Raw genomic sequence first — 18,943 nt, 5'->3', positions numbered from 1 at the left:
GGAGCGCTGACACATGGCTCGCGTCAAAAGGGGCGTCACCGCCCACGCCAAGCACAAGAAGGTTCTTGAGCAGGCGAAAGGCTTCTACGGCCGCCGCAAGAACACCATCCGTACCGCCAAGGCCGCCGTCGACAAGGCCGGCCAGTACGCCTACCGCGACCGCAAGGTCCGCAAGCGCGCCTTCCGCTCGCTGTGGATCCAGCGCATCAACGCCGGCGCCCGCACCGAAGGCTTCACCTACTCGCAGTTTATCCACGGCCTGGACGTGGCGGGTATCGTGATCGACCGTAAGGTTCTGTCGGATATCGCGGGTAACGACCCTGCTGCGTTCAAGGCCATTGCTGACAAGGTCCGCACCGCCCTGGCCGCCTAAGGTCTTTTTCGGATCCCAGGATCCGATTGCGATCTGAAAAGCCCCCTGGTGCGAACCGGGGGGCTTTTTGCTGCGCGCTCCCCTACTCCGCCCCGCCCGAATGCTCTAGACGGAAGCCCGTCATGACCGATCTCAAAACCCTCGAATCCGATGTGCTGGCGCAAGTCGCCGCTGCCACCGACCTTGTCGCCCTCGACGCCGTGCGCGTCGCCGCCCTGGGCAAGACCGGCTCGATCTCCGGCCTGCTGAAAACCCTCGGCGCGATGAGCCCCGAAGAGCGCAAGGATCGCGGCGCGGCGATCAATGCCCTGCGCGATGTCGCCAGCGCGGCGATCGCCGGGAAGAAGGCCGCGCTGGAGGCTAGCGAACTCGATGCGCGGCTGGCCAGCGAGACCCTGGACCTGTCCCTGCAGCCCCCCTATCGCCGCAAGGGCTCAGTCCACCCGACCATGCAGACCATGGACGAGATGGTCGCCATCTTCGCCGAGATGGGTTTCGCCGTGGCCGAGGGCCCGGACATCGAGGACGACTTCCACAATTTCACCGCCCTGAACTTCCCGCCCAAGCACCCGGCGCGGGAAATGCACGACACCTTCTTCTTCAATCCGAAGGAGTCGGGCGAGCGGATGCTGCTGCGCACCCACACCAGCCCCGTCCAGGTGCGGACCATGGTCTCGCAGAAGCCGCCGATCCGGATCATCGCCCCGGGCCGCACCTATCGCTGCGACAACGACGCCACCCACACGCCGGTGTTCCACCAGGTCGAGGGCCTGGTGATCGACAAGGGTATCCATATGGGCCACCTGAAGTGGACCCTGGAAACCTTCCTGGCGCGGTTCTTCGAGACCGACGCGGTGACCACCCAGTTCCGCCCGCACCACTTTCCGTTCACCGAGCCCTCGGCCGAAATGGACGTGCAGTGCGACCGCAGCGGCGGCGAGATCAAGATCGGCCAGGGCACGTCGTGGCTCGAGATCCTCGGCTGCGGCATGGTGCACCCCAATGTCCTGCGCGCCTGCGGCATCGATCCGGACGAGTACCAGGGCTTTGCCTTCGGCATGGGCGTCGACCGTCTAGGGATGCTGAAATACGGCATGCCCGACCTGCGCGACATGTGGTCGTCCGACAGCCGCTGGCTGGCCCACTACGGCTTCAGCGCCTTCGCCGCGCCGAACGCCGCCAGCGGCCTCAGCTGATGCAGCTTCCCGCCAGCACCTTCACGGCTGTCGACTGGGCGGCGATCACTCCGACGCTCCATCCGGGCGAGACCGGCCAGGCCGAGTGGCGCACACTCAACGTCGGCGACATGCGCCTGCGTCGTGTGGACTATTCGCCGGGCTATCTCGCCGATCACTGGTGTGACCGCGGCCATGTGATCTTCGTGCTGGAAGGCGAACTGACCAGCGAGCTGAAGGATGGTCGCAAGACCGTCCTGACCGCCGGCATGAGCTATCACGTCTCCGACTTCGGCGACCCCGCCCACCGCTCGTCGACCTCGGTCGGCGCCAAGCTTTTCATCGTAGACTGACCCATGAAATTCACCCTCTCCTGGCTCAAGGACCACCTCGACACCGAGGCCTCCGCCACCGACGTTGTCGCCGCCATGACCATGGCCGGCCTCGAGGTCGAGCACGTTACCGATCCGGCCACCAAGCTGGCGGCCTTCACGGTCGCCAAGATTGTTGAGGCCGTTCAGCACCCCAATGCCGACCGCCTTCGGGTCTGTCAGGTCGACACCGTCGATGGTCGCAAGGAGATCGTCTGCGGCGCGCCCAATGCCCGCGCCGGCCTGACCACCATCTATGCCCCGATCGGCGCCTATGTGCCGGGCCTCGGCGTGACCCTGGTCGAGAAGCCGGTGCGCGGCGTGGTCTCCAACGGCATGCTGTGCTCGGCCTCCGAGCTGGAAGCCGCCAGCGAGAGCGACGGCATCATGGAGCTGCCGGACGACCTCACGGTCGGTACACCGGCCGCCACGGCCCTGGGCCTGGAAGCCGTCATTGACTTTGAGGTCACCCCCAACCGTCCCGACTGGCTGGGCGTCGCCGGCATTGCCCGCGACCTGGCCGCCGCTGGCGTCGGCACGCTGAAGGACCTGTCGATCACGCCGGTGCCGGGAACCTTCCCCTGCCCGATCACGATCAAGGTCGATGGCGAGGCCTGCCCGGTCTATGCCGGTCGCCTGATCAAGGGCGTCAAGAACGGCCCGTCGCCCAAGTGGCTGCAGGACCGCCTGCTGGCCATCGGCCTGCGCCCGATCAGCGCTCTGGTCGATATCACCAATCTGGTCAGCTATGACCGCGCCCGGCCACTGCACGTCTATGATGTGGCCAAGCTGTCGGGGCATGAGATTTCGACCCGCTTTGGGCGTCATGGCCTCAACGGCGACGAGCACCTGATCGCCCTCGACGGCAAGACCTATGAGCTGACCCCCGAGATCTGTGTGATCGCCGATGCGACGGGCGAGCGGCCGATCGGCCTGGGCGGCGTCATGGGCGGCGAAAGCACCGGCTGTGGCGACGAGACCACCGACGTCTTCGTCGAAAGCGCCTGGTTCGAACCTATCCGCGTCGCCCAGACCGGCCGCACCACCGGAATCAACAGCGACGCCCAGTACCGCTTCGCCCGCACGGTCGATACCGGCTCGGTGGTACCCGGCGTCGAGCTGGCCACCCGGCTGATCCTCGAGCTGTGCGGCGGTGAGCCCTCCCATATCGTGGTGGCCGGCGAGGCCCCGGCCGCCCCGGTCGGTTTCGCCTTCGAGCCTGACTATGTCGAGCAGTTGTCGGGCCTGGCGGTGACGCCCGAGCAGACCCGCCAGATCCTCAGCGCCCTGGGCTTCGACATCGTGCTCGGCTCGCCCTGGACCGTGACGCCGCCGACCTTCCGCCGCGATGTGGAGGGCAAGGCCGATCTGGTCGAGGAAGTCGCGCGCATCGCCGGCTATGGGGCCCTGCCCTCGACGCCCCTGCCGGAGGTCCCTCGCGCCGTCGGCGGTATCCTGACGCCCAAGCAAGCACGGTCCCGCGCGGCCCGCCGCGCCCTGGCGGCCGCCGGCTACGCCGAAGCCCTGACCTGGAGCTTCACCAACCAGAAGACCGCTGCCCTGTTCGGCGGCGGCGCGGCCGAGCTCGTCCTGGCCAATCCGATCGCCTCGGAACTGGACTGCATGCGTCCGTCGCTGCTGCCCAACCTGATCGAGGCCGCCGGTCGCAATGCCCGCCAGGGCTTCCCAGATGTGGCCCTGTTCGAGATCGGCCCGACCTTCCACGGCGACCGTCCGCAGGACCAGCGCACCGTGGTCGCCGCCATCCTGGTGCCCCGCGCCCCGCGCGGCTGGGACAAGGCCGCCCAGGACGATGTCTTCACGATCAAGGCCGACCTGATCGCCCTGCTGGAGGAGCTCGGCGCGCCGGTCGACAAGCTGCAGACCGCCCAGGGCTCGGCCTCGACCTGGTGGCATCCGGGCCGTTCGGCCCGTTTGCAACTCGGACCCAAGGCTGTCGTGGCCGAGTTCGGCGAGCTGCACCCGTCCGTCCTCAAGGCCCTGGACGTGGCCGGCCCCGTCTATGGCTTCGAGATCACCCTCGAGGCGATCCCCGAGCCCAAGAAGAAGGCCCATAAGTCAAAGGCCGCCTTCTCGCCCTCGCCGCTGATGCCCCTGACCCGCGACTTTGCCTTCCTGCTGGACAAGGCCAAGCCGGCCGGCGATCTGGTCAGGGCCGTGACCGGCGCTGACAAGGCCCTGATCGCCGACGCCCGGGTGTTCGACATCTATGAAGGCCCCGGCGTGCCGGACGGTTTCAGGTCGGTGGCCCTCGAGGTCCTGGTCCAGCCGCGCGAAGCGACCCTCACCGATGCCGACATTGAGGCCCTCTCGGGCCGCATCCTGGCGGCGGCGGAAAAGGCCGGCGGCAAGCTGCGGTCGTAGTTGAACAAACCCTCCCCCAGATGGGGGAGGAGTCGGCCAAGCCGACGGTGGGGGCAATCAGCCCTGTCTCATTGCGGTCTGCCCCCACCGACCTTCGGTCGCCTCCCCCTTCAGGGGGAGGTTCGCCCATGATTCAGACAGCCACGCCCAAGCTTCGAACATTCTGCCCGGAACCGCGGCCGATCGCCTCTGTCAGCGGCAAGGTCTTGCGCATCCGGCGCGCTCACGCTACGTCTTGCTGGCACGCAAAGAATAACTGGGTCCACATGGTCTCGCTCTTCGCCAACAATATCGCGCTTGTGACCGGCTTTGCCGCCGTCGCCGCGATGTCGTGCGCCGCGACCATTATGATGTGGAACCAGATTAAAACCGTTCCGGTACGGACGGGGCAACGGCGCGCGAGATAACCAAACCGCAGCCGACGGATCGCAAGATCTTCAAAAAGCCCCGCTTCCGAAAGGAGCGGGGCTTTTTTGTTGCGCGTTTCGTCGGTCTCCCAAACCACCCAGAGGGGACTGAGAACCAATGAGCTACCTGCCTGCACCACCCGCCTTCCACAGTGATTCCGAGGGCGTCACCGTCCACCAGCTGCTGCTCGCCGCCCAGGACGCCCACAGCGCTCTGGACGCCGTCCGCCAGGGCCTGGCCGACAGCGGCGCCGAGCTGTGCAACCTGACCGTCAAGCCCGTCGGCCAGATCGTCGAGGCGTCCCTGCGCGTCCGCCATCTGGGCGATCAGGCCGCGCGCCTGCTGGCCCGCGACCTGGCCGCCTGGCCCGGCGTCAGCTCGGCCAGTGTCGAGCACCAGTGGGTGCGACCGTGAACCCGCTCAAACCGGACGAGGACAAATCGGACGGCGTAGGGCGCAGGCTGTTCCTGGTCACAGCCGAGGACACGCCTGACGCCCTGCTGCGGGTGCTGGGCGTGGCCAGTGTCCAGCAAACCCGCCTGCGCGCCCTGACCGCCGCCCCCGAGGGCCTGACCCTGGCCATCCGTCTGGAGATCGATGACCAGGGCGAGGACCGCGCCCAGAGCCTCGCCGCCCGGCTGCAGGCCTGTCCGTCGGTGCATGGCGTCGGCATTGGCTGGCGAGCGTAACCAAACCGGTACCTCGTCCGTATCTGCAGGCAGGCCCGCCGTCGGGCCGCTCGGGAACTCCAGTCACATGCGCCGCCTGCTCTCCCTGCTGATCACCGTCTTCGCCCTGGCGGCCCTGCCTGCCCTGGCCGCAAAGCCCGCCAAAATCGCCACCGCCGTTTTCGCCGGCGGCTGTTTCTGGTGCATGGAGCACGACATGCAGGGCGTGCCCGGCGTCCTCAAGGTCGAGAGCGGCTATACCGGCGGCCATATCGACCGACCGACCTATCGCGACGTGACCAGCGAGCGCAGCGGCCACTATGAAGCCGTCCGCGTTACCTATGATCCGGCCAGGCTGGACTATGGCTTTCTGCTCTATCGCTACTGGAAACTGGTCGATCCCACCGATGATGGCGGCCAGTTCTGTGACCGCGGACCGTCCTACCGCCCCGCCGTGTTCGTCAGCAGCCCCCAGCAAAGAGCGATCGCGGAGACGTCGCGCACCGAAGCCGCCAAGCGCCTGAAGACCGGCAGGATGGTCACCCCGGTCCTCGACCTGAAGACCTTCTGGCCCGCCGAGGACTATCACCGCGACTATGCCAAGCGGAACGCCCTCAACTATCAGGCCTATCGCATCGGCTGCGGCCGCGACCTGCGCCTCAAGCAGGTCTGGGGCGGCTAGAATCATCTTCCACCTCCGGGGGAAGACGACCGCGAAGCGGTCCGTAGGGGGCAAGTCTGCCGGACACGGTTTCACAACCTCGCGCTTTCGCTGCGATGGGGATGGGAAGGGCTGCGGAGCGTCCGGGCCTCGCCCGGATGGTGGGATGTGCAAGTACCGTTTCGACGAAGACGAACGCTCCGCGTGACCGTTATCCCTCTGGCCGGGGCGCGCGGGTCTGGTTCAACCCTTCACCCCACCCGGGCTTATCCCCCTCGCGACGGACTTGAGCCTTGGGCTGCAGCCACGCCGATTCCGGAGGGACCCGGAGCGAACCTTCGGACGGGCGGAGGCCCTGGCAGACCCCCGATGGGCAGGTTTACGTCCCCTGCCCTCTCTTTAAACCGGCCGCCCGGGCCTTAGCCCGAACGGTGGTCCCGCGCGATCACCCCTGACAGCCGTCTCTGGTCGCCGGCCGGACGCCCTTCCCGTGCTGTCAGGTGGGACCATTATGCGGGTGGATTCAGCGCGGAGGATTGGCGCGCTCAGACTTATTGCAGGGCATTGATTGGACTTGGGTTTGTACGGGAAGCGCCGAGGACAGATCGAGCTCAATCCCCGTACTTGCCCCCTACGGGCTGCTGCGCAGCCGTCTTCCCCCCGACCCCCTCAGCCGGCTTCGCCGGCAGCTCCCCCGAAGGGGAGCATGGGGGAAGATGGGTTCGCGCACTTCATCTTCCCCCCGCAGGGGGGAGGACGACCGCGTTAGCGGTCAGGAGGGGGCCAGCGGCGTCGGCCGGAAGGCGCGCCCCAGCGCACCCCTGCCGAAACCAAAGTCCGCTTTCGAGACGACGCGGACGCTGGAGGCTCCCCCAGAGGGCGAGGATCTGGTGCCCCGCAGCCGCCGCCTCGACTCCGCCTCAATCCCCTGTAGCTTAGGCGTGTAAAACAGGGAGATCCTCAATGAACCGTCGCGCGCTTCTGGCGACCGCCACGCTTGTGCTGGCTGCGGGCTCCGCCCACGCCCAGAAGGCCCCTGATCTCTCGGTGACCATCTACAATTCCGACCTCGCCCTGGTGGAAGATGCCCGTGACCTGGATCTCAGGGCCGGACGGCAAAGGCTTGAATTCAAGGACGTTTCGGCCGCCATCCGCCCGGAAACGGTCAGCCTGTCGGCCCCCGGCGTGACCATTATCGAGCAGAATTTCGACTACGACCTGCTGACTCCCGACAAGCTGATGGAAAAGGCGGTCGGTCAGCAGGTGAAGATCGTCCGCACCAATCCCGGGGACGGCAAGGAGACCACCGAGGTCGCCACGGTTCTGGCCGCCAATGAGGGCGTGGTGCTGAAGATCGGCGACCGCATCGAGGTGCTGCGCGACGACGGCGTCCCGACCCGGGTGATCTTCGACAAGGTGCCCGAAACCCTGCGGGCCCGCCCAACCCTGTCGGTCACGGTCGATGCCGACAAGGCCGGTCCCCGCGCCACCAAGCTGAGCTATCTGACCTCGGGTCTGGGCTGGAAGGCCGACTATGTCGCCCTGTTCGACGAAAAGAAGGGTGCCCTTGACCTGCAGGGCTGGATCACCCTCAGCAACAACTCCGGCACGCCGTTTGAAAACGCCCGCACCCAGCTGGTGGCCGGCGACGTCAACCAGCTGAACAATGGCGGCTTTGGCCGGTCGTCCAATGCGATGCAGTCGGCCGGGACCGAAAGCGGCGATGGCGAGCGCCTGGCCGACTATTATGTCTATCCCCTCCCCCAGCGCACCACGATCGCGGCCAACCAGAACAAGCAGGTCGGCTTCCTCAGCGCCCAGGCCGTGACGGCCAAAAAGGTCTATGAGATCCGCGAGAGCGGGTTCGGCAGCGAAGAGAGCCCGACCTCGGCCACGGTCGCCATCCAGTTCAGCAATGCCAAGGTCACGGGCCTGGGCAGTCAGCTGCCGGCCGGTGTGATGCGGATCTATATGCGCGACCAGGCCGGCGACCCGAAATTCGTCGGCGAAAACAGCATCGGCCACACCCCGGCCGGTTCGGAGCTGTCGATCAAGACCGGTGACGCCTTCGACGTCACCAGCCAGGCCACCCTGGTCAGCCAGGAGCGGGTGTCCAAGACGCGGTCGCGCTACGCCATGAAGTATCTGGTCCGCAATGCGCGTCCCGAGGCCGTGACGGTGGAACTGCGCCAGGGCGGCCTGTGGCGTGACGGGGCGGTCAAGGCCGAGAGCCTGAAGAGCCGCCGCATCGACGCCCGCACCCTGGGCTGGAGTGTGCCCGTGCCGGCCAATGGCGAGACGGTGCTGACCTTTACCGTCGAGACGGGCTGGTGATCAGCCGGCGGCAAAACAGATCCTACCCCTCCGGGGGAGGTGGCCCAGAGGGCCGGAGGGGGCAGCGCGGCATAGACCCAGATGCCCCCTCAGTCGCTCTGCGACAGCTCCCCCAGAGGGGGAGCATCTTCACCCTAGCCCTCGCCCTGACCGCCCTGGCCTCGCCCGCCCTGGCCGACACCATCGCCTCGCCACGAGCCGAGACCACCGCCGTCACCCTCTATCGGGGCGACGCGCGGGCCTTCCAGACCCTGCAGCCCTGGCAACGCGAACAGGCCCTGAAAAAGGGCCTGATCATGGTCACCGAAACCCGCACGGTCAGCCTGCCGGCCGGTCGCCATACCCTTCGCTTCGAAGGCGTGGCCGATGGCCTGATCCCGCAGAGCGCCGCCGTCGAAGGCCTGCCCGGCGGGGTGATCGAGCGGAACTATGACTATGCCCTGCTCAGCCCCGGAACCCTGCTGGAACGGTCACTGAACCAGCCGGTCGGCATTGTCCGGACCAACCGCAAGACCGGTCGCCAGACCGCCGAGTCGGCCATCGTGCGCCAGGGGCCCAATGGCGTTGTGCTGCAGACCGCCACCGGCGTGGAGGCCCTCGGCTGTTCGGGGGGCCTGGAGCGCGTGGTGTTCGACCGGGTTCCCGCCGGCCTCTCCGACAAGCCCTCGCTGTCGACCCTGGTCGATGTCCCGGCCGCCAAAACGGTCAGGCTGACCCTATCCTACCTGGCCATCGGCGTGAACTGGCAGGCCGACTATGTCGCCCGCATCGCCCCGGACGGCAAAAGCCTCGACCTCACCGGGTGGCTGACCCTGGTCAACAGCAGCGGCACCAGCTTCGTCGACGCCCCGACCCAGGCCGTGGCCGGCAAGCTGTCGCGGGTTGCGGTCTCGATCCCGCCTGCGGACACCCGGCCGATCCAGCGGGACTGCTGGCCGATGGACACCACCACCCACGGCAAGCCGGTGGCCCAGCCCCTGGTGGCCTATGACCGGATGGTCCTGCCGCCGCCCCCGCCTGCCCCCATGGCCATGGCCAGTGCGCCCATGGAACGGGTCGTTGCGACCGGGAGCCGCGCCAAGCTGGCCGTGCAATCGGACCTCGGCGACTACAAGCTGTACACCCTACCCGAGCCGGTGACGGTGGCCGCGCGCCAGACCAAGCAGGTGGCCTTCCTCGACCAGAAGGCCGTGGCCTTTGAGAAGCTTTACATGGTCACGGTCGATCCCTGGAGCGACTATGCTGCGGGCGAGGCCCCGGCCGCCACGGTCCTGCTGCGGCTCGAGAACAAGGCCGCCAAGGGTCTCGGCAAGGCCCTTCCGGCCGGAGCCCTGGCCGTGATGGAATCCGCCGGCGGCCAGCCGGCCTTCGCCGGAGAACAGGTCCTGCGCGACGTGCCGGTCGGCCAGCCCTTAGATCTGGCGATTGGCCGCGCCATGGATGTTTCGATCCAGCCACGCCTGGTTTCCGAGACCCGGTCGGCCAAAAACCGCGTCCGGCGGACCTATGAGGTGGATCTGGCCAATGCCAAGTCCGGGCCGATCACGATCGAACTGCGCCACCCGCCGTACCAGCCCGGCTTCAGGGTGATCCGCGAGCCGAGGCACCATGACATCCGCGATGGGGCGATCGCCTGGCGTTTCGACCTGTCGCCGAACAGTCGCGAGACCGTTCGCTATGTAGTGGACTATGAAGGCTGACCTCTGAGGGATTCGCCGGATGATCAAACCCCGCCTTGAGATGCTGCTGGAGCGCGGCCTGTTCGCCTCGCGCTGGCTGATGGCCCCGTTCTATGTCGGCCTGGTCATCACCCTGGCGGCCCTTCTGGTGGTGTTCTTCCAGGAACTGCTGCGGGAGCTTCCCAAGGTCCTGTCGATGACGCCGGAGGACGCCATCCTGATGGCCCTGACGCTGATCGACCTATCCCTGGCGGCCAATCTTCTGGTGATCGTCACCCTGTCCGGCTACGAGAACTTCGTCTCCAAGATCGACACCGCCTCGCACGAGGACCGCCCCGACTGGATGGGGACGGTAGACTTTTCCGGCCTCAAGATGAAGCTGATCGCCTCCATCGTGGCGATCTCGGCCATTGCCCTGCTCAAGGCCTTCCTGAAGCTGAGCGAACCCGGCACGGTCATGGACGAGACCCGCCTGCTGTGGCTGGTGATCGTCCACCTGTCCTTCGTCGTCTCGGGCGTGCTGCTGGCCCTGATGGACTGGCTCAACAGCAAGGTGAACAGCCACTAGACCCCTCTCGCCTACCGGCCTGACCCACGGCCATCGCCAGCCGTTCTGGACGTCGATGCAACACGGGGGATGGCCATGCAGCTGCAGGTCGAGGCGCGACTGGACTATGACTTCCACGGCCCGGTCGAGGCGCTGCTGCATCTGGAGGTCGCCCACTGGCCGGGTCAGAGGATCCTCTCGGAACAGCTGAGCCTTGATCCGCCCATCGCCTGGTCCCGACAGGATGACCCCGGTACCGGCGAGCGCCGGCTGGTCTTCGCCCATGCGGGGCCTCTGAGGATCACCTACCAGGCCCTGGTGGACCTTGATCCCGCCGACCACGCCCTGACCGGTGCCGCCCAGGCCACGGTCGCCAGCCTGCCGGTCGAGGCCCTGCCCTATCTGCGCCCGAGCCGCTACGTGGAGTCCGACCTGTTCGAACAGGTGGCGGCCGCCGACTTTGCCGGCCTGACCGGCGGCGACCGGGTCGCGGCCATCCTCGACTGGATGGGCCGGGCCATGGCCTATCGCGCCTGGGCCAGCCATCCGACCTCGTCGGCGAGCAGCACCTATATGAGCCGGGCCGGGGTCTGCCGGGATTTTGCCCATGTGGCCCTGGCCCTGTGCCGGGCCAGCGACATTCCGGCGCGCATGGTCAGCGCCTATGCGCTCGGCCTGAAGCCCGAGGACTTCCACGCCGTGATCGAGGTCTATGTCGGCGGACGCTGGCGGCTGGCGGATCCCACGGGCCTGGCGCAGCCCGACACCCTGGTCCGCATCGGCCACGGGCGCGATGCGGCCGACATCCCCTTCCTGACCATCTTCGGCCAGGCGACGATGACCCGGCAGTCCGTGCGGGTTCTGGCACCTTAGCCGGACCCCGTCAGAGCCCCAGACTAGAAGGGCATGACCCGGCGTTTGCGGCTGTAGCCGAGATAGCCGACATTGGCGCCCAGACGCAGACCCACACCGGCCCGGATCGGGGCCAGGGTGATGTCGTCAGCCTTCTGATAATTTATGCCCAGGCCACCGACCAGATAGGCCGTGCCCTCGACGCCGGGGAAGCGGCGGAAGATGGCGTCTGGATACTGCAGGTTATAGCAGAGGGTGAAGACGCGGCTGGCATTGCCGCCCCAGTCCCAGCCCACGGACGGACCCTGCCAGAAGGTTTCCTGGGTCGGCCGGCCCTTCATGTAGAGCAGGCCCCGGCCATAGCGCAGACCGACCCCGATCGCGCCCGAGCCCTCTTCGCCGGCGATGTAGCCGGTGGGCTGGCCCTTGTCGCGGAAGATCTTCTCGATCGCCGCCCCGGCGCTTTCGGCGGTGACGCCCAGAAAATCCGAGGTGGCACGGATCATTTCGTCGGCCGAATAGGTCTGGGCCGAACCGGTGCTGTAGGCGGGGGTGGTTGTGCCGGCCGAGGCGGGATCCTGCGCCGTCGTCTCCTGACCAAAGACGCTGGTGGCCCCCGATGTCGCGCCCAGGGTGGCGACGCCCGAGAGGATCAACTTGCGACGGTCCATGACGGCCTCTTCAGAAAAATCGTTGCGCCACTGTCGCAGCCCATTGAGTCCGGTTTGCGGCCGCCGGTTTTAAGGTTCGGTTAAGCATGGGGAAAAGCCGCAGGCCGGCGGCTGCATCGCCCTCTCGCGAAGCGGCCCAAATGTGCTAGACGCACGCGCATGACCTCTACGCCGCTCGACAAGATCAGAAACTTTTCCATCGTGGCCCATATTGACCACGGCAAGTCCACGCTGTCCGATCGCCTGATCCAGGAGACCGGCGGCCTGACCGCACGCGAGATGACCGCCCAGGTTCTCGACAACATGGAGATCGAGAAGGAACGCGGCATCACCATCAAGGCCCAGACCGTGCGTCTGGAATACAAGGCCGATGATGGCGAGACCTATATCCTCAACCTGATGGACACCCCCGGCCACGTCGACTTCGCCTATGAAGTCAGCCGCAGCCTGGCCGCCTGCGAGGGCTCGATCCTAGTCGTCGACGCCTCGCAAGGCGTGGAAGCCCAGACCCTGGCCAATGTCTATTCGGCCATCGACAACAATCACGAGATCGTCCCGGTCCTCAACAAGATCGACCTGCCCGCCGCTGAGCCCGAGCGCGTCCGCGCCCAGATCGAGGACCTGATCGGCCTCGACGCCAGCGACGCCGTCCTGGCCAGCGCCAAGTCGGGCCTGGGCATCCACGACGTGCTGGAAGCCATCGTCACCCGCCTGCCGCCGCCCAAGGGCGACGAAAACGCCCCGCTCAAGGCCCTGCTGGTCGACGCCTGGTACGACGCCTATCTCGGCGTCGTGGTTCTGGTCCGGGTCATCGACGGCCGCCTGAAGGCCGGCCAGAGGATCAAGATGATGCAGCACGGCTCGACCCACCTGGTCGACCGCGTCGGCGTCTTCAAGCCCAAAAATACCCCCGTCGAGAGCCTCGGCCCCGGCGAGATCGGCTTCTTCACCGCCCAGATCAAGGAAGTGGCCGACGCCGCCGTCGGCGACACCCTGACCGACGAGAAGAAGCCCACCGAACACGCCCTGCCCGGCTTCAAGGACGTGCAGCCGGTCGTGTTCTGCGGCCTGTTCCCGGTCGATGCCGCCGACTTTGAAGACCTGCGCGCCGCCGTCGGCCGCCTGCGCCTCAATGACGGCAGCTTCACCTACGAGATGGAAAGCAGCGCCGCCCTCGGCTTCGGCTTCCGCTGCGGCTTCCTGGGCCTGCTGCACCTGGAGATCATCCAGGAGCGCCTGTCGCGCGAGTTCGACCTCGACCTGATCGCGACCGCCCCCTCGGTGGTCTACAAGATCCACATGCGCGACGGCAGCGAGATCGAGCTGCACAACCCCGCCGACCTGCCCGACCCAATGCATATCGAGAGCATCAGCGAGCCCTGGATCAAGGCCACCATCTTCACCCCCGACGACTATCTCGGCGGCGTGATCAAGCTGTGCCAGGACCGTCGCGGCATGCAGCGCGAGCTCTCCTATGTCGGCAACCGCGCCATGGTCGTCTATGACCTGCCGCTCAACGAGGTGGTCTTCGACTTCTATGACCGCCTGAAGTCGATCTCCAAGGGCTATGCCAGCTTCGACTACCAGGTCGAGGACTACCGCAAGGGCGACCTCGTCAAGATGTCGATCCTGGTCAATGCCGAGCCCGTCGACGCCCTCTCCATGCTGGTCCACCGCGACCGCGCCGAGAGCCGCGGCCGCGGCATGTGCGAGAAGATGAAGGACCTCATCCCGCAGCACATGTTCGTCATCCCGATCCAGGCCGCCATCGGCGGCAAGATCATCGCCCGCGAAACCGTCCGCGCCCTGCGCAAGGACGTCACCGCCAAGTGCTACGGCGGCGACGCCAGCCGCAAGCGCAAGCTGCTGGACAAGCAAAAGGCCGGCAAAAAGCGCATGCGCCAGTTCGGCAAGGTCGAGATCCCGCAGGAAGCGTTCATTGCCGCGCTGAAGATGGACGAGGATTGATCGTCTGTCGCTGAGCTAACCCGGTCGGAGTGTTTTGGACGCCCTCGTCAGCGGAAGCTGGCGGGGGCGTTTTTGACTCTTCTCTGACCTTGGGAAGGTCCGCTTCCGGGCGGTGCCATTACGCCGCATGCGCAGGCCCGAGCCTGCCTCAAAAGCGACGTTGGGAATGTCCGCCTTCCGGTAGCGGTCCCCACGCCGCACATGCGGCCGCCCGCCAGCACGAGCTCGGCGACCGGGGCAACAGGTTCCCTAGGTTGGTCTAAGTGGCCACCTCAGAACGGAGGCACGAGTCCACCCGCCAGACCGGGGCGGAGCGCCGCGCGTAGGATCGCGCCGACAATCCACTTCCTGACGCTGGACGGTTGGTAATGTCGCGTGAATTGAAGGACCCCGTGCTGGCGAATTTGGCGCAAGCCGCCCTAGGTCGGCGCTCGCCGTCCGTTGTGAGGTGCCCCTTTTCGTGGACCGTGCCCTCAAAGTCTCAGGTCGCTAAGCCCGGGATGGTCGTCAGGTCTACGCCCAAGCGTCCAGCGGAACTTGCGATCTATCTCGGCAATAGGATGCTCGTTGATGCTGGCGTAGCGCCGTTGCATCAGCCCGTCGGCGGCGAACTCCCAGTTCTCGTTGCCATAGGCGCGGAACCAGTTGCTGCTGTCGTCGTGATACTCGTAGGCGTAGCGAACCGCGATCCGGTTCTCCGCGAACGCCCAGAGTTCCTTGATCAGACGATAGTCGAGCTCCTTCGCCCACTTGCGGGTCAGAAACGCCTCGACCTCGGCGCGCCCCTTTGGGAACTCGGCCCTGTTTCGCCAGACGGTGTCTTCCGTGTAGGCGAGCGCCACCCTGGCCGGATCACGGCTGTTCCAGCCATCTTCAGCTAGCCTGACCTTTTCCCGGGCGGTCTCCAGGGAGAACGGGGGCAATGGTGGACGTGACATCTTTGAGCTCCTGACGATTAGGATTAGATCGCGTGGCGGGTGGCCGCGTTCAGAGATCCAGCAGAAGACGGTCGCTGCCGGTCGCCGTTGGCTCAGCTGGGACGGCACAGCAGATCAGGGCGCTTCCTTCGGGAACCGGAGCCTGGGGCACCTCTGGGTAGGCGACGGCGCCGCTCAGCACGCGGACCGCGCACGTGCCGCAGTTTCCGCCTCGGCAACTGAACTCGGGCGTGAGACCTCGCGCCTCGGCCAGCTCGAGCAACGAGCCGGACTCCGGCGACCAGCGGGCTTCCTTGCCCGACGCGACGAAGGCGACCGGGACGGGCTGCATCGCGGGTGGCGGTCCGTGTTCGGTTGCAGGGGCTTCAACGCTGCGCTTCAGCGATGCGGGGCCGAACGCTTCGGCATGGATCCGTGCGTCCGGCGTTCCGATGTCGCGCAGCTGGTCGTACAGCCCCTGAGTAAAGGCCGGTGGGCCGCAGAGGTAGAAGTCGTAGCCGTCGAGCGGCAGGACGCTGCGCAGCGTCGCAATATCGAGCCGCCCCTCTGCGTCGTAGTCCTCGGGACGGGCGTCGGTGGTGTCCGCCAGGATGCGGACCACCTTCACGGCTCCGCCGGCGCGGGCCTGCATCTCGGCGATCTCCGTATCGAACGCCCGTTCCGCCCGTGTGCGCGCCGCGACAAAGACGTAGGTGGGGCGGACGCGCCGCGTGCGCAGGCCTTCGAACACGATCGTCCTTAGCATCGCCAGGATCGGTGTGATCCCAACGCCCGCCGCTAGCAGCACGGCCGGTCGGCGTTCCAGGACGCCGATGGTGAAGTGACCGGCCGGTGCGCGGGCCTCGATGATGTCGCCTATCTTCAGGTGCTCATGCAGGTGGGTGGAGACTAGGCCCTGCCGCTTCACGCTGATGCGGTAGTGGCCGTCCGATGGCGCGGTCGAAATGGTGTAGGTACGGATGACGGGGGCCGCCTCGTCGCCGACGCGGACCCGGACCGGCAGGTGTTGTCCCGCCTGGTGCGGCACGATGCCCATCCCATCGGCCGGCTCGAGGTGGATCGAGCGGATTACGCTGCTCTCGTCGACGATACGGGCCACGCGGAACGGCCGCCACGTTGACTTGAGTGCCTCGGCCTTCAGTCGGGCGGCGACCTCGGCCCAGTCGCCGGTCATCAAGGCTGTTGGGCGAGTCACCGTCGGCCTGCGACACGAAACGCAGCGGCAGCGCCGCATGGCGAAGCACGACCTTGCGCGGGCGGAAGACCCAGAGGCGTTCCGCGCCCTGGAACGCGCCGATCTCGGGCGAGTCCAGGACGACTTCGGCGTCACCGGTCAACTGCAGCAGATCGCCCGTCCGGAAGTCCGGGAAGACCAGGCCCGCGCGGGGGTTGAGCAGGAAGTTGCCAAGCGTGTTGAAATGCAGGTTTCCGGCAAAGTCGGGGACGGTCAGCGAACCGTCGGCGTTGATCCGGACGAAGCCCGGCTTGCCACCGCGATGCGACGCATCGACGTGCCGCCCCGCAGCGTCCTCGACGTACGACGCCACAAAGAACGTGTCGGCGCCTTCGATCAGCTCGCGGACGCTCGGATCGTTCAGGTCGGTGGTCCGCATCGACTTCGGGGGTGCCGGCTTGTTCGGAGCGCGTACGAACTCGAAATCCCGCAGGTGGATGTACTGCGGGCAGTTTCCGAAGGCGTGCTCGACGTCGACGACGAAACCCGCGCCGGGCTCGCGCCGGACGTGTCCGTTCATGCGGTTGCGCCGACGCGTTTGCAGCTCGATGCCCAACAGGCCGACCGCCGCGCCGTCGCTGAGGCCGGGGGTGGCGGGGTCGGCCGGATCGGCCTCGGCCGCGAACCGCAGTCGGCGCGGGTCGGGGCTGGTCATGAAGCCGGGAGGCCCCGCCACCAAGGTCGCCCAGGCGTCGCCGGCCGCATCGACAGCGCCCATCACGATGAAGGGAAGCTGCCGATAGAACTCCCGATGCTGGTCCGGCATGTGGTCGCGAATGACCCTGCGGCCAAACTGCTCCAGGCGTTCAGCGACCCCTACGGACCTCTGGAGAGCGACCTCGCCGTCGTGGAAGGGCGAGGGATTGCTGGTGGCGTCGCCTGACATCGCAGTTCCAGTGCAGAGGGGGACGTAAGGGAGGGGCGTGAGCCCAGTCGCCGGACTCAGGCGGCGAGACCAACCGCGGTCGCATCGAACTCGACGAAGCCAGGCAGCGCCTCGATGCAGCTGAGCCAGGCCTTAACGTTCGGATAGGCGGACAGATCGACGTTCCCCTCGGGAGCTCGGGCGATGTAGCTATAGAGCGCGACGTCGGCAATCGTCGGGCGGTCGGAGGCGATCCACGGGCGGCCGACGAGTTCCGCCTCGATCACCTTCAGGATGGCGTGGGCGCGGCCGATCACCTCTTCCGGATTAAAACCGGCGTTGAAGATGGTGACGAGGCGGGCGGCTGCGGGGCCGAAGGCGATCTGCCCGGCGGCCACCGAGAGCCAGCGCTGAACCGCAGCGGCGCCGGCAGGATCTTCCGGCAGCCAGTCTGTCCGACCAAACTTCTTGGCGGCGTAGACCATGATGGCGTTGGAATCGGGCACGATCACGCCGTCGTCGTCCAGCAGGGGAACCTGGCCGAAGCGATTGAGCGTGAGGTACTCGGGCAACTTGTGCTGACCCTTGGCCAGGTCGACATCGACGATCTCCACCTCGGCTCCGATGAGCGACAGGAAGAGGCGGGCCCGGTGGGCGTGGCCGGAGATCGGATGGAAGTAGAGTTTCATGGGCGGGGCTCCTGCGGTTGGCCGGCGAACCCGGCCCCGAGAAGATGCGACAGAACGCATGGCGCAAGAACCTCCGCTGTGATCAAGTCAGCATTCCGAAAATCGGAACAAAGCTTGGGAGGAGGAATGGATCGCGTCCACGCAATGCGTGTGCTGGTGCGGATCGCCGACACCGGTGGATTCGCAGAGGCCGCGCGTCAGTTGAACCTCAGCCCGCCAGCCGTCACGCGCGCGGTGGCGGGGCTCGAGGACATTATCGGCGCGCGCCTACTGATCCGAACGACCCGGCTGGTGAAGCTCACCGAGGTGGGCCGGCGCTACGTGGACGACTGCCGGCAGATCCTGTCTGCGATCGACGAAGCCGAGGCCGCGGCAGCTGGCACCTACGCCAGACCGACCGGCATGATCACGATCACAGCGTCGGTGCTTTTCGGTCAGATCTACATCGTGCCCATCGTGACCGATTTCCTCGACACCCATCCCGAGGTCACGGGGCGGCTCCTGTTCCTGGATCGGGTGACCAACCTGGTCGACGAGGGCATCGACGTCGCGATCCGTATCGGACACCTCCCGGACTCCAGTCAGACCGCGATCAAAGTCGGCTCCGTGCGCCGCGTCATCTGCGGGTCTCCCAGCTACTTCGAGCGACACGGCGTCCCGGACCAGCCGTCGGACCTGAGTCGGCACCGGATCATCGCGGCGACCAGCGCCGGGACATCCTTGGACTGGCGCTTCGGACGGGACTCCAGGACGGTCACGCGCGTCACGCCAGCACTATTGTGCAATTCCAACGAGGGCGCGATCAGCGCGGCCCGGTCCGGCTGGGGCCTGACGCGGGTGCTGTCGTATCAGATCGGCCCGGACCTGCTGAGCGGGGCCTTGCAGACTACCCTGGACGACTTCGGGGAGGAGCCGCTTCCAATCCACATCGTCCATCCCGAGGGTAGGAATGCCTCGGCGAAGGTGCGCGCCTTCGTGGACTTCGCTGCCGTCCGGCTGCGGGCGAACCGGCTAGTGAACTGACGATAGTCTTCCGATTATCGGAATAGTGGATTGCCGACGACGCTGATTATTTACGTCGACGCTGCGGCGTAACTCCTGACCGGGTGTTGTCAGAGCAATCGA

General features: G+C 66.8%; 18 protein-coding genes and 1 pseudogene. 14 read left to right on the top strand and 5 right to left on the bottom strand.

All coding sequences use genetic code 11. The features are described 5' to 3' along the window. The first annotated feature begins 13 nt into the window (after nt 1-13). The 12 genes from rplT to ACW17U_RS03845 all read left to right on the top strand — a co-directional run bounded on the left by rplT (nt 14) and on the right by ACW17U_RS03845 (nt 11,474). Nucleotides 14-373 carry a 50S ribosomal protein L20 gene (gene rplT / locus ACW17U_RS03900; protein WP_062147973.1) on the top strand — a complete coding sequence of 120 codons (360 nt, stop codon included), beginning with the start codon at nt 14-16 and terminating at the stop codon, nt 371-373. Nucleotides 374-495: 122 nt separating this feature from the next. Then, nucleotides 496-1,569 (top strand): phenylalanine--tRNA ligase subunit alpha, encoded by a 1,074-nt coding sequence (gene pheS / locus ACW17U_RS03895; protein WP_062147976.1) that lies wholly within the window; start codon nt 496-498, stop codon nt 1,567-1,569. Further along, nucleotides 1,569-1,901, top strand: a complete 333-nt coding sequence (locus tag ACW17U_RS03890) for a DHCW motif cupin fold protein (RefSeq protein ID WP_062147980.1) — start codon at nt 1,569-1,571, stop codon at nt 1,899-1,901. The genes pheS and ACW17U_RS03890 overlap by 1 nt, the downstream gene beginning before the upstream one ends. 3 nt (nt 1,902-1,904) lie before the next feature. Next, nucleotides 1,905-4,304: a phenylalanine--tRNA ligase subunit beta gene (pheT, locus tag ACW17U_RS03885; protein WP_492054924.1), complete on the top strand. Its 2,400-nt coding sequence runs from the start codon at nt 1,905-1,907 to the stop codon at nt 4,302-4,304. A gap of 128 nt (nt 4,305-4,432) precedes the next feature. After that, the gene (locus ACW17U_RS03880; RefSeq protein WP_492054923.1) at nt 4,433-4,711 is read left to right on the top strand and encodes a hypothetical protein; all 279 of its coding nucleotides are present in this window, start codon (nt 4,433-4,435) and stop codon (nt 4,709-4,711) included. 118 nt (nt 4,712-4,829) lie between these two features. After that, nucleotides 4,830-5,126: a hypothetical protein gene (locus tag ACW17U_RS03875; RefSeq protein ID WP_492054922.1), complete on the top strand. Its 297-nt coding sequence runs from the start codon at nt 4,830-4,832 to the stop codon at nt 5,124-5,126. Further along, nucleotides 5,123-5,401, top strand: a complete 279-nt coding sequence (locus ACW17U_RS03870) for a hypothetical protein (protein WP_492054921.1) — start codon at nt 5,123-5,125, stop codon at nt 5,399-5,401. The genes ACW17U_RS03875 and ACW17U_RS03870 overlap by 4 nt, the downstream gene beginning before the upstream one ends. Before the next feature lie 67 nt (nt 5,402-5,468). Beyond that, complete coding sequence (gene msrA, locus ACW17U_RS03865; protein ID WP_492054920.1) at nt 5,469-6,062, top strand: peptide-methionine (S)-S-oxide reductase MsrA; 594 nt, start codon at nt 5,469-5,471, stop codon at nt 6,060-6,062. Between the two features lie 942 nt (nt 6,063-7,004). Further along, nucleotides 7,005-8,375 (top strand): DUF4139 domain-containing protein, encoded by a 1,371-nt coding sequence (locus tag ACW17U_RS03860; RefSeq protein WP_492054919.1) that lies wholly within the window; start codon nt 7,005-7,007, stop codon nt 8,373-8,375. Then, on the top strand, nt 8,372-10,075 hold the full coding sequence (locus ACW17U_RS03855; protein ID WP_492054918.1) for a DUF4139 domain-containing protein: 1,704 nt from the start codon (nt 8,372-8,374) through the stop codon (nt 10,073-10,075). The genes ACW17U_RS03860 and ACW17U_RS03855 overlap by 4 nt, the downstream gene beginning before the upstream one ends. A gap of 19 nt (nt 10,076-10,094) precedes the next feature. Further along, nucleotides 10,095-10,622 carry a TIGR00645 family protein gene (locus ACW17U_RS03850; protein WP_062148003.1) on the top strand — a complete coding sequence of 176 codons (528 nt, stop codon included), beginning with the start codon at nt 10,095-10,097 and terminating at the stop codon, nt 10,620-10,622. Nucleotides 10,623-10,697: 75 nt separating this feature from the next. Next, on the top strand, nt 10,698-11,474 hold the full coding sequence (locus tag ACW17U_RS03845; RefSeq protein WP_492054917.1) for a transglutaminase-like domain-containing protein: 777 nt from the start codon (nt 10,698-10,700) through the stop codon (nt 11,472-11,474). 23 nt (nt 11,475-11,497) lie between these two features. Here the strand turns inward: ACW17U_RS03845 and ACW17U_RS03840 are convergent, their stop codons facing one another. Continuing rightward, nucleotides 11,498-12,124 carry a DUF1134 domain-containing protein gene (locus ACW17U_RS03840; RefSeq protein ID WP_062148006.1) on the bottom strand — a complete coding sequence of 209 codons (627 nt, stop codon included), beginning with the start codon at nt 12,122-12,124 and terminating at the stop codon, nt 11,498-11,500. Nucleotides 12,125-12,283: 159 nt separating this feature from the next. Here ACW17U_RS03840 and lepA point away from each other — a divergent pair, with 159 nt between their 5' ends. Further along, nucleotides 12,284-14,092, top strand: coding sequence for a translation elongation factor 4 (gene lepA / locus ACW17U_RS03835; protein ID WP_492054916.1), 1,809 nt, complete (start codon nt 12,284-12,286; stop codon nt 14,090-14,092). A gap of 473 nt (nt 14,093-14,565) precedes the next feature. On the opposite strand, the gene ACW17U_RS03830 is transcribed toward lepA, so the two are convergent. The 4 genes and pseudogenes from ACW17U_RS03830 to ACW17U_RS03815 form a co-directional block, all read right to left on the bottom strand. Further along, nucleotides 14,566-15,030, bottom strand: coding sequence for a nuclear transport factor 2 family protein (locus ACW17U_RS03830; protein ID WP_492054915.1), 465 nt, complete (start codon nt 15,028-15,030; stop codon nt 14,566-14,568). 49 nt (nt 15,031-15,079) lie between these two features. After that, nucleotides 15,080-16,204 (bottom strand): 2Fe-2S iron-sulfur cluster-binding protein, encoded by a 1,125-nt coding sequence (locus ACW17U_RS03825; RefSeq protein ID WP_492054914.1) that lies wholly within the window; start codon nt 16,202-16,204, stop codon nt 15,080-15,082. A 610-nt stretch (nt 16,205-16,814) separates the two neighbouring features. Next, a pseudogene (locus ACW17U_RS03820) lies at nt 16,815-16,982 on the bottom strand (hypothetical protein); the annotation flags it as partial. A gap of 224 nt (nt 16,983-17,206) precedes the next feature. Further along, nucleotides 17,207-17,818 carry a glutathione S-transferase family protein gene (locus ACW17U_RS03815; RefSeq protein WP_492054913.1) on the bottom strand — a complete coding sequence of 204 codons (612 nt, stop codon included), beginning with the start codon at nt 17,816-17,818 and terminating at the stop codon, nt 17,207-17,209. 126 nt (nt 17,819-17,944) lie between these two features. Here ACW17U_RS03815 and ACW17U_RS03810 point away from each other — a divergent pair, with 126 nt between their 5' ends. Beyond that, a complete protein-coding gene (locus ACW17U_RS03810) occupies nt 17,945-18,841 on the top strand; it encodes a LysR family transcriptional regulator (RefSeq protein WP_492054912.1) in 897 nt (298 codons plus the stop codon). The last annotated feature ends 102 nt before the right edge of the window (nt 18,842-18,943 follow it).

The organism is Caulobacter sp. AVps16, from assembly GCF_058681455.1.
This window is presented reverse-complemented; position numbering and strand designations above follow the sequence as displayed.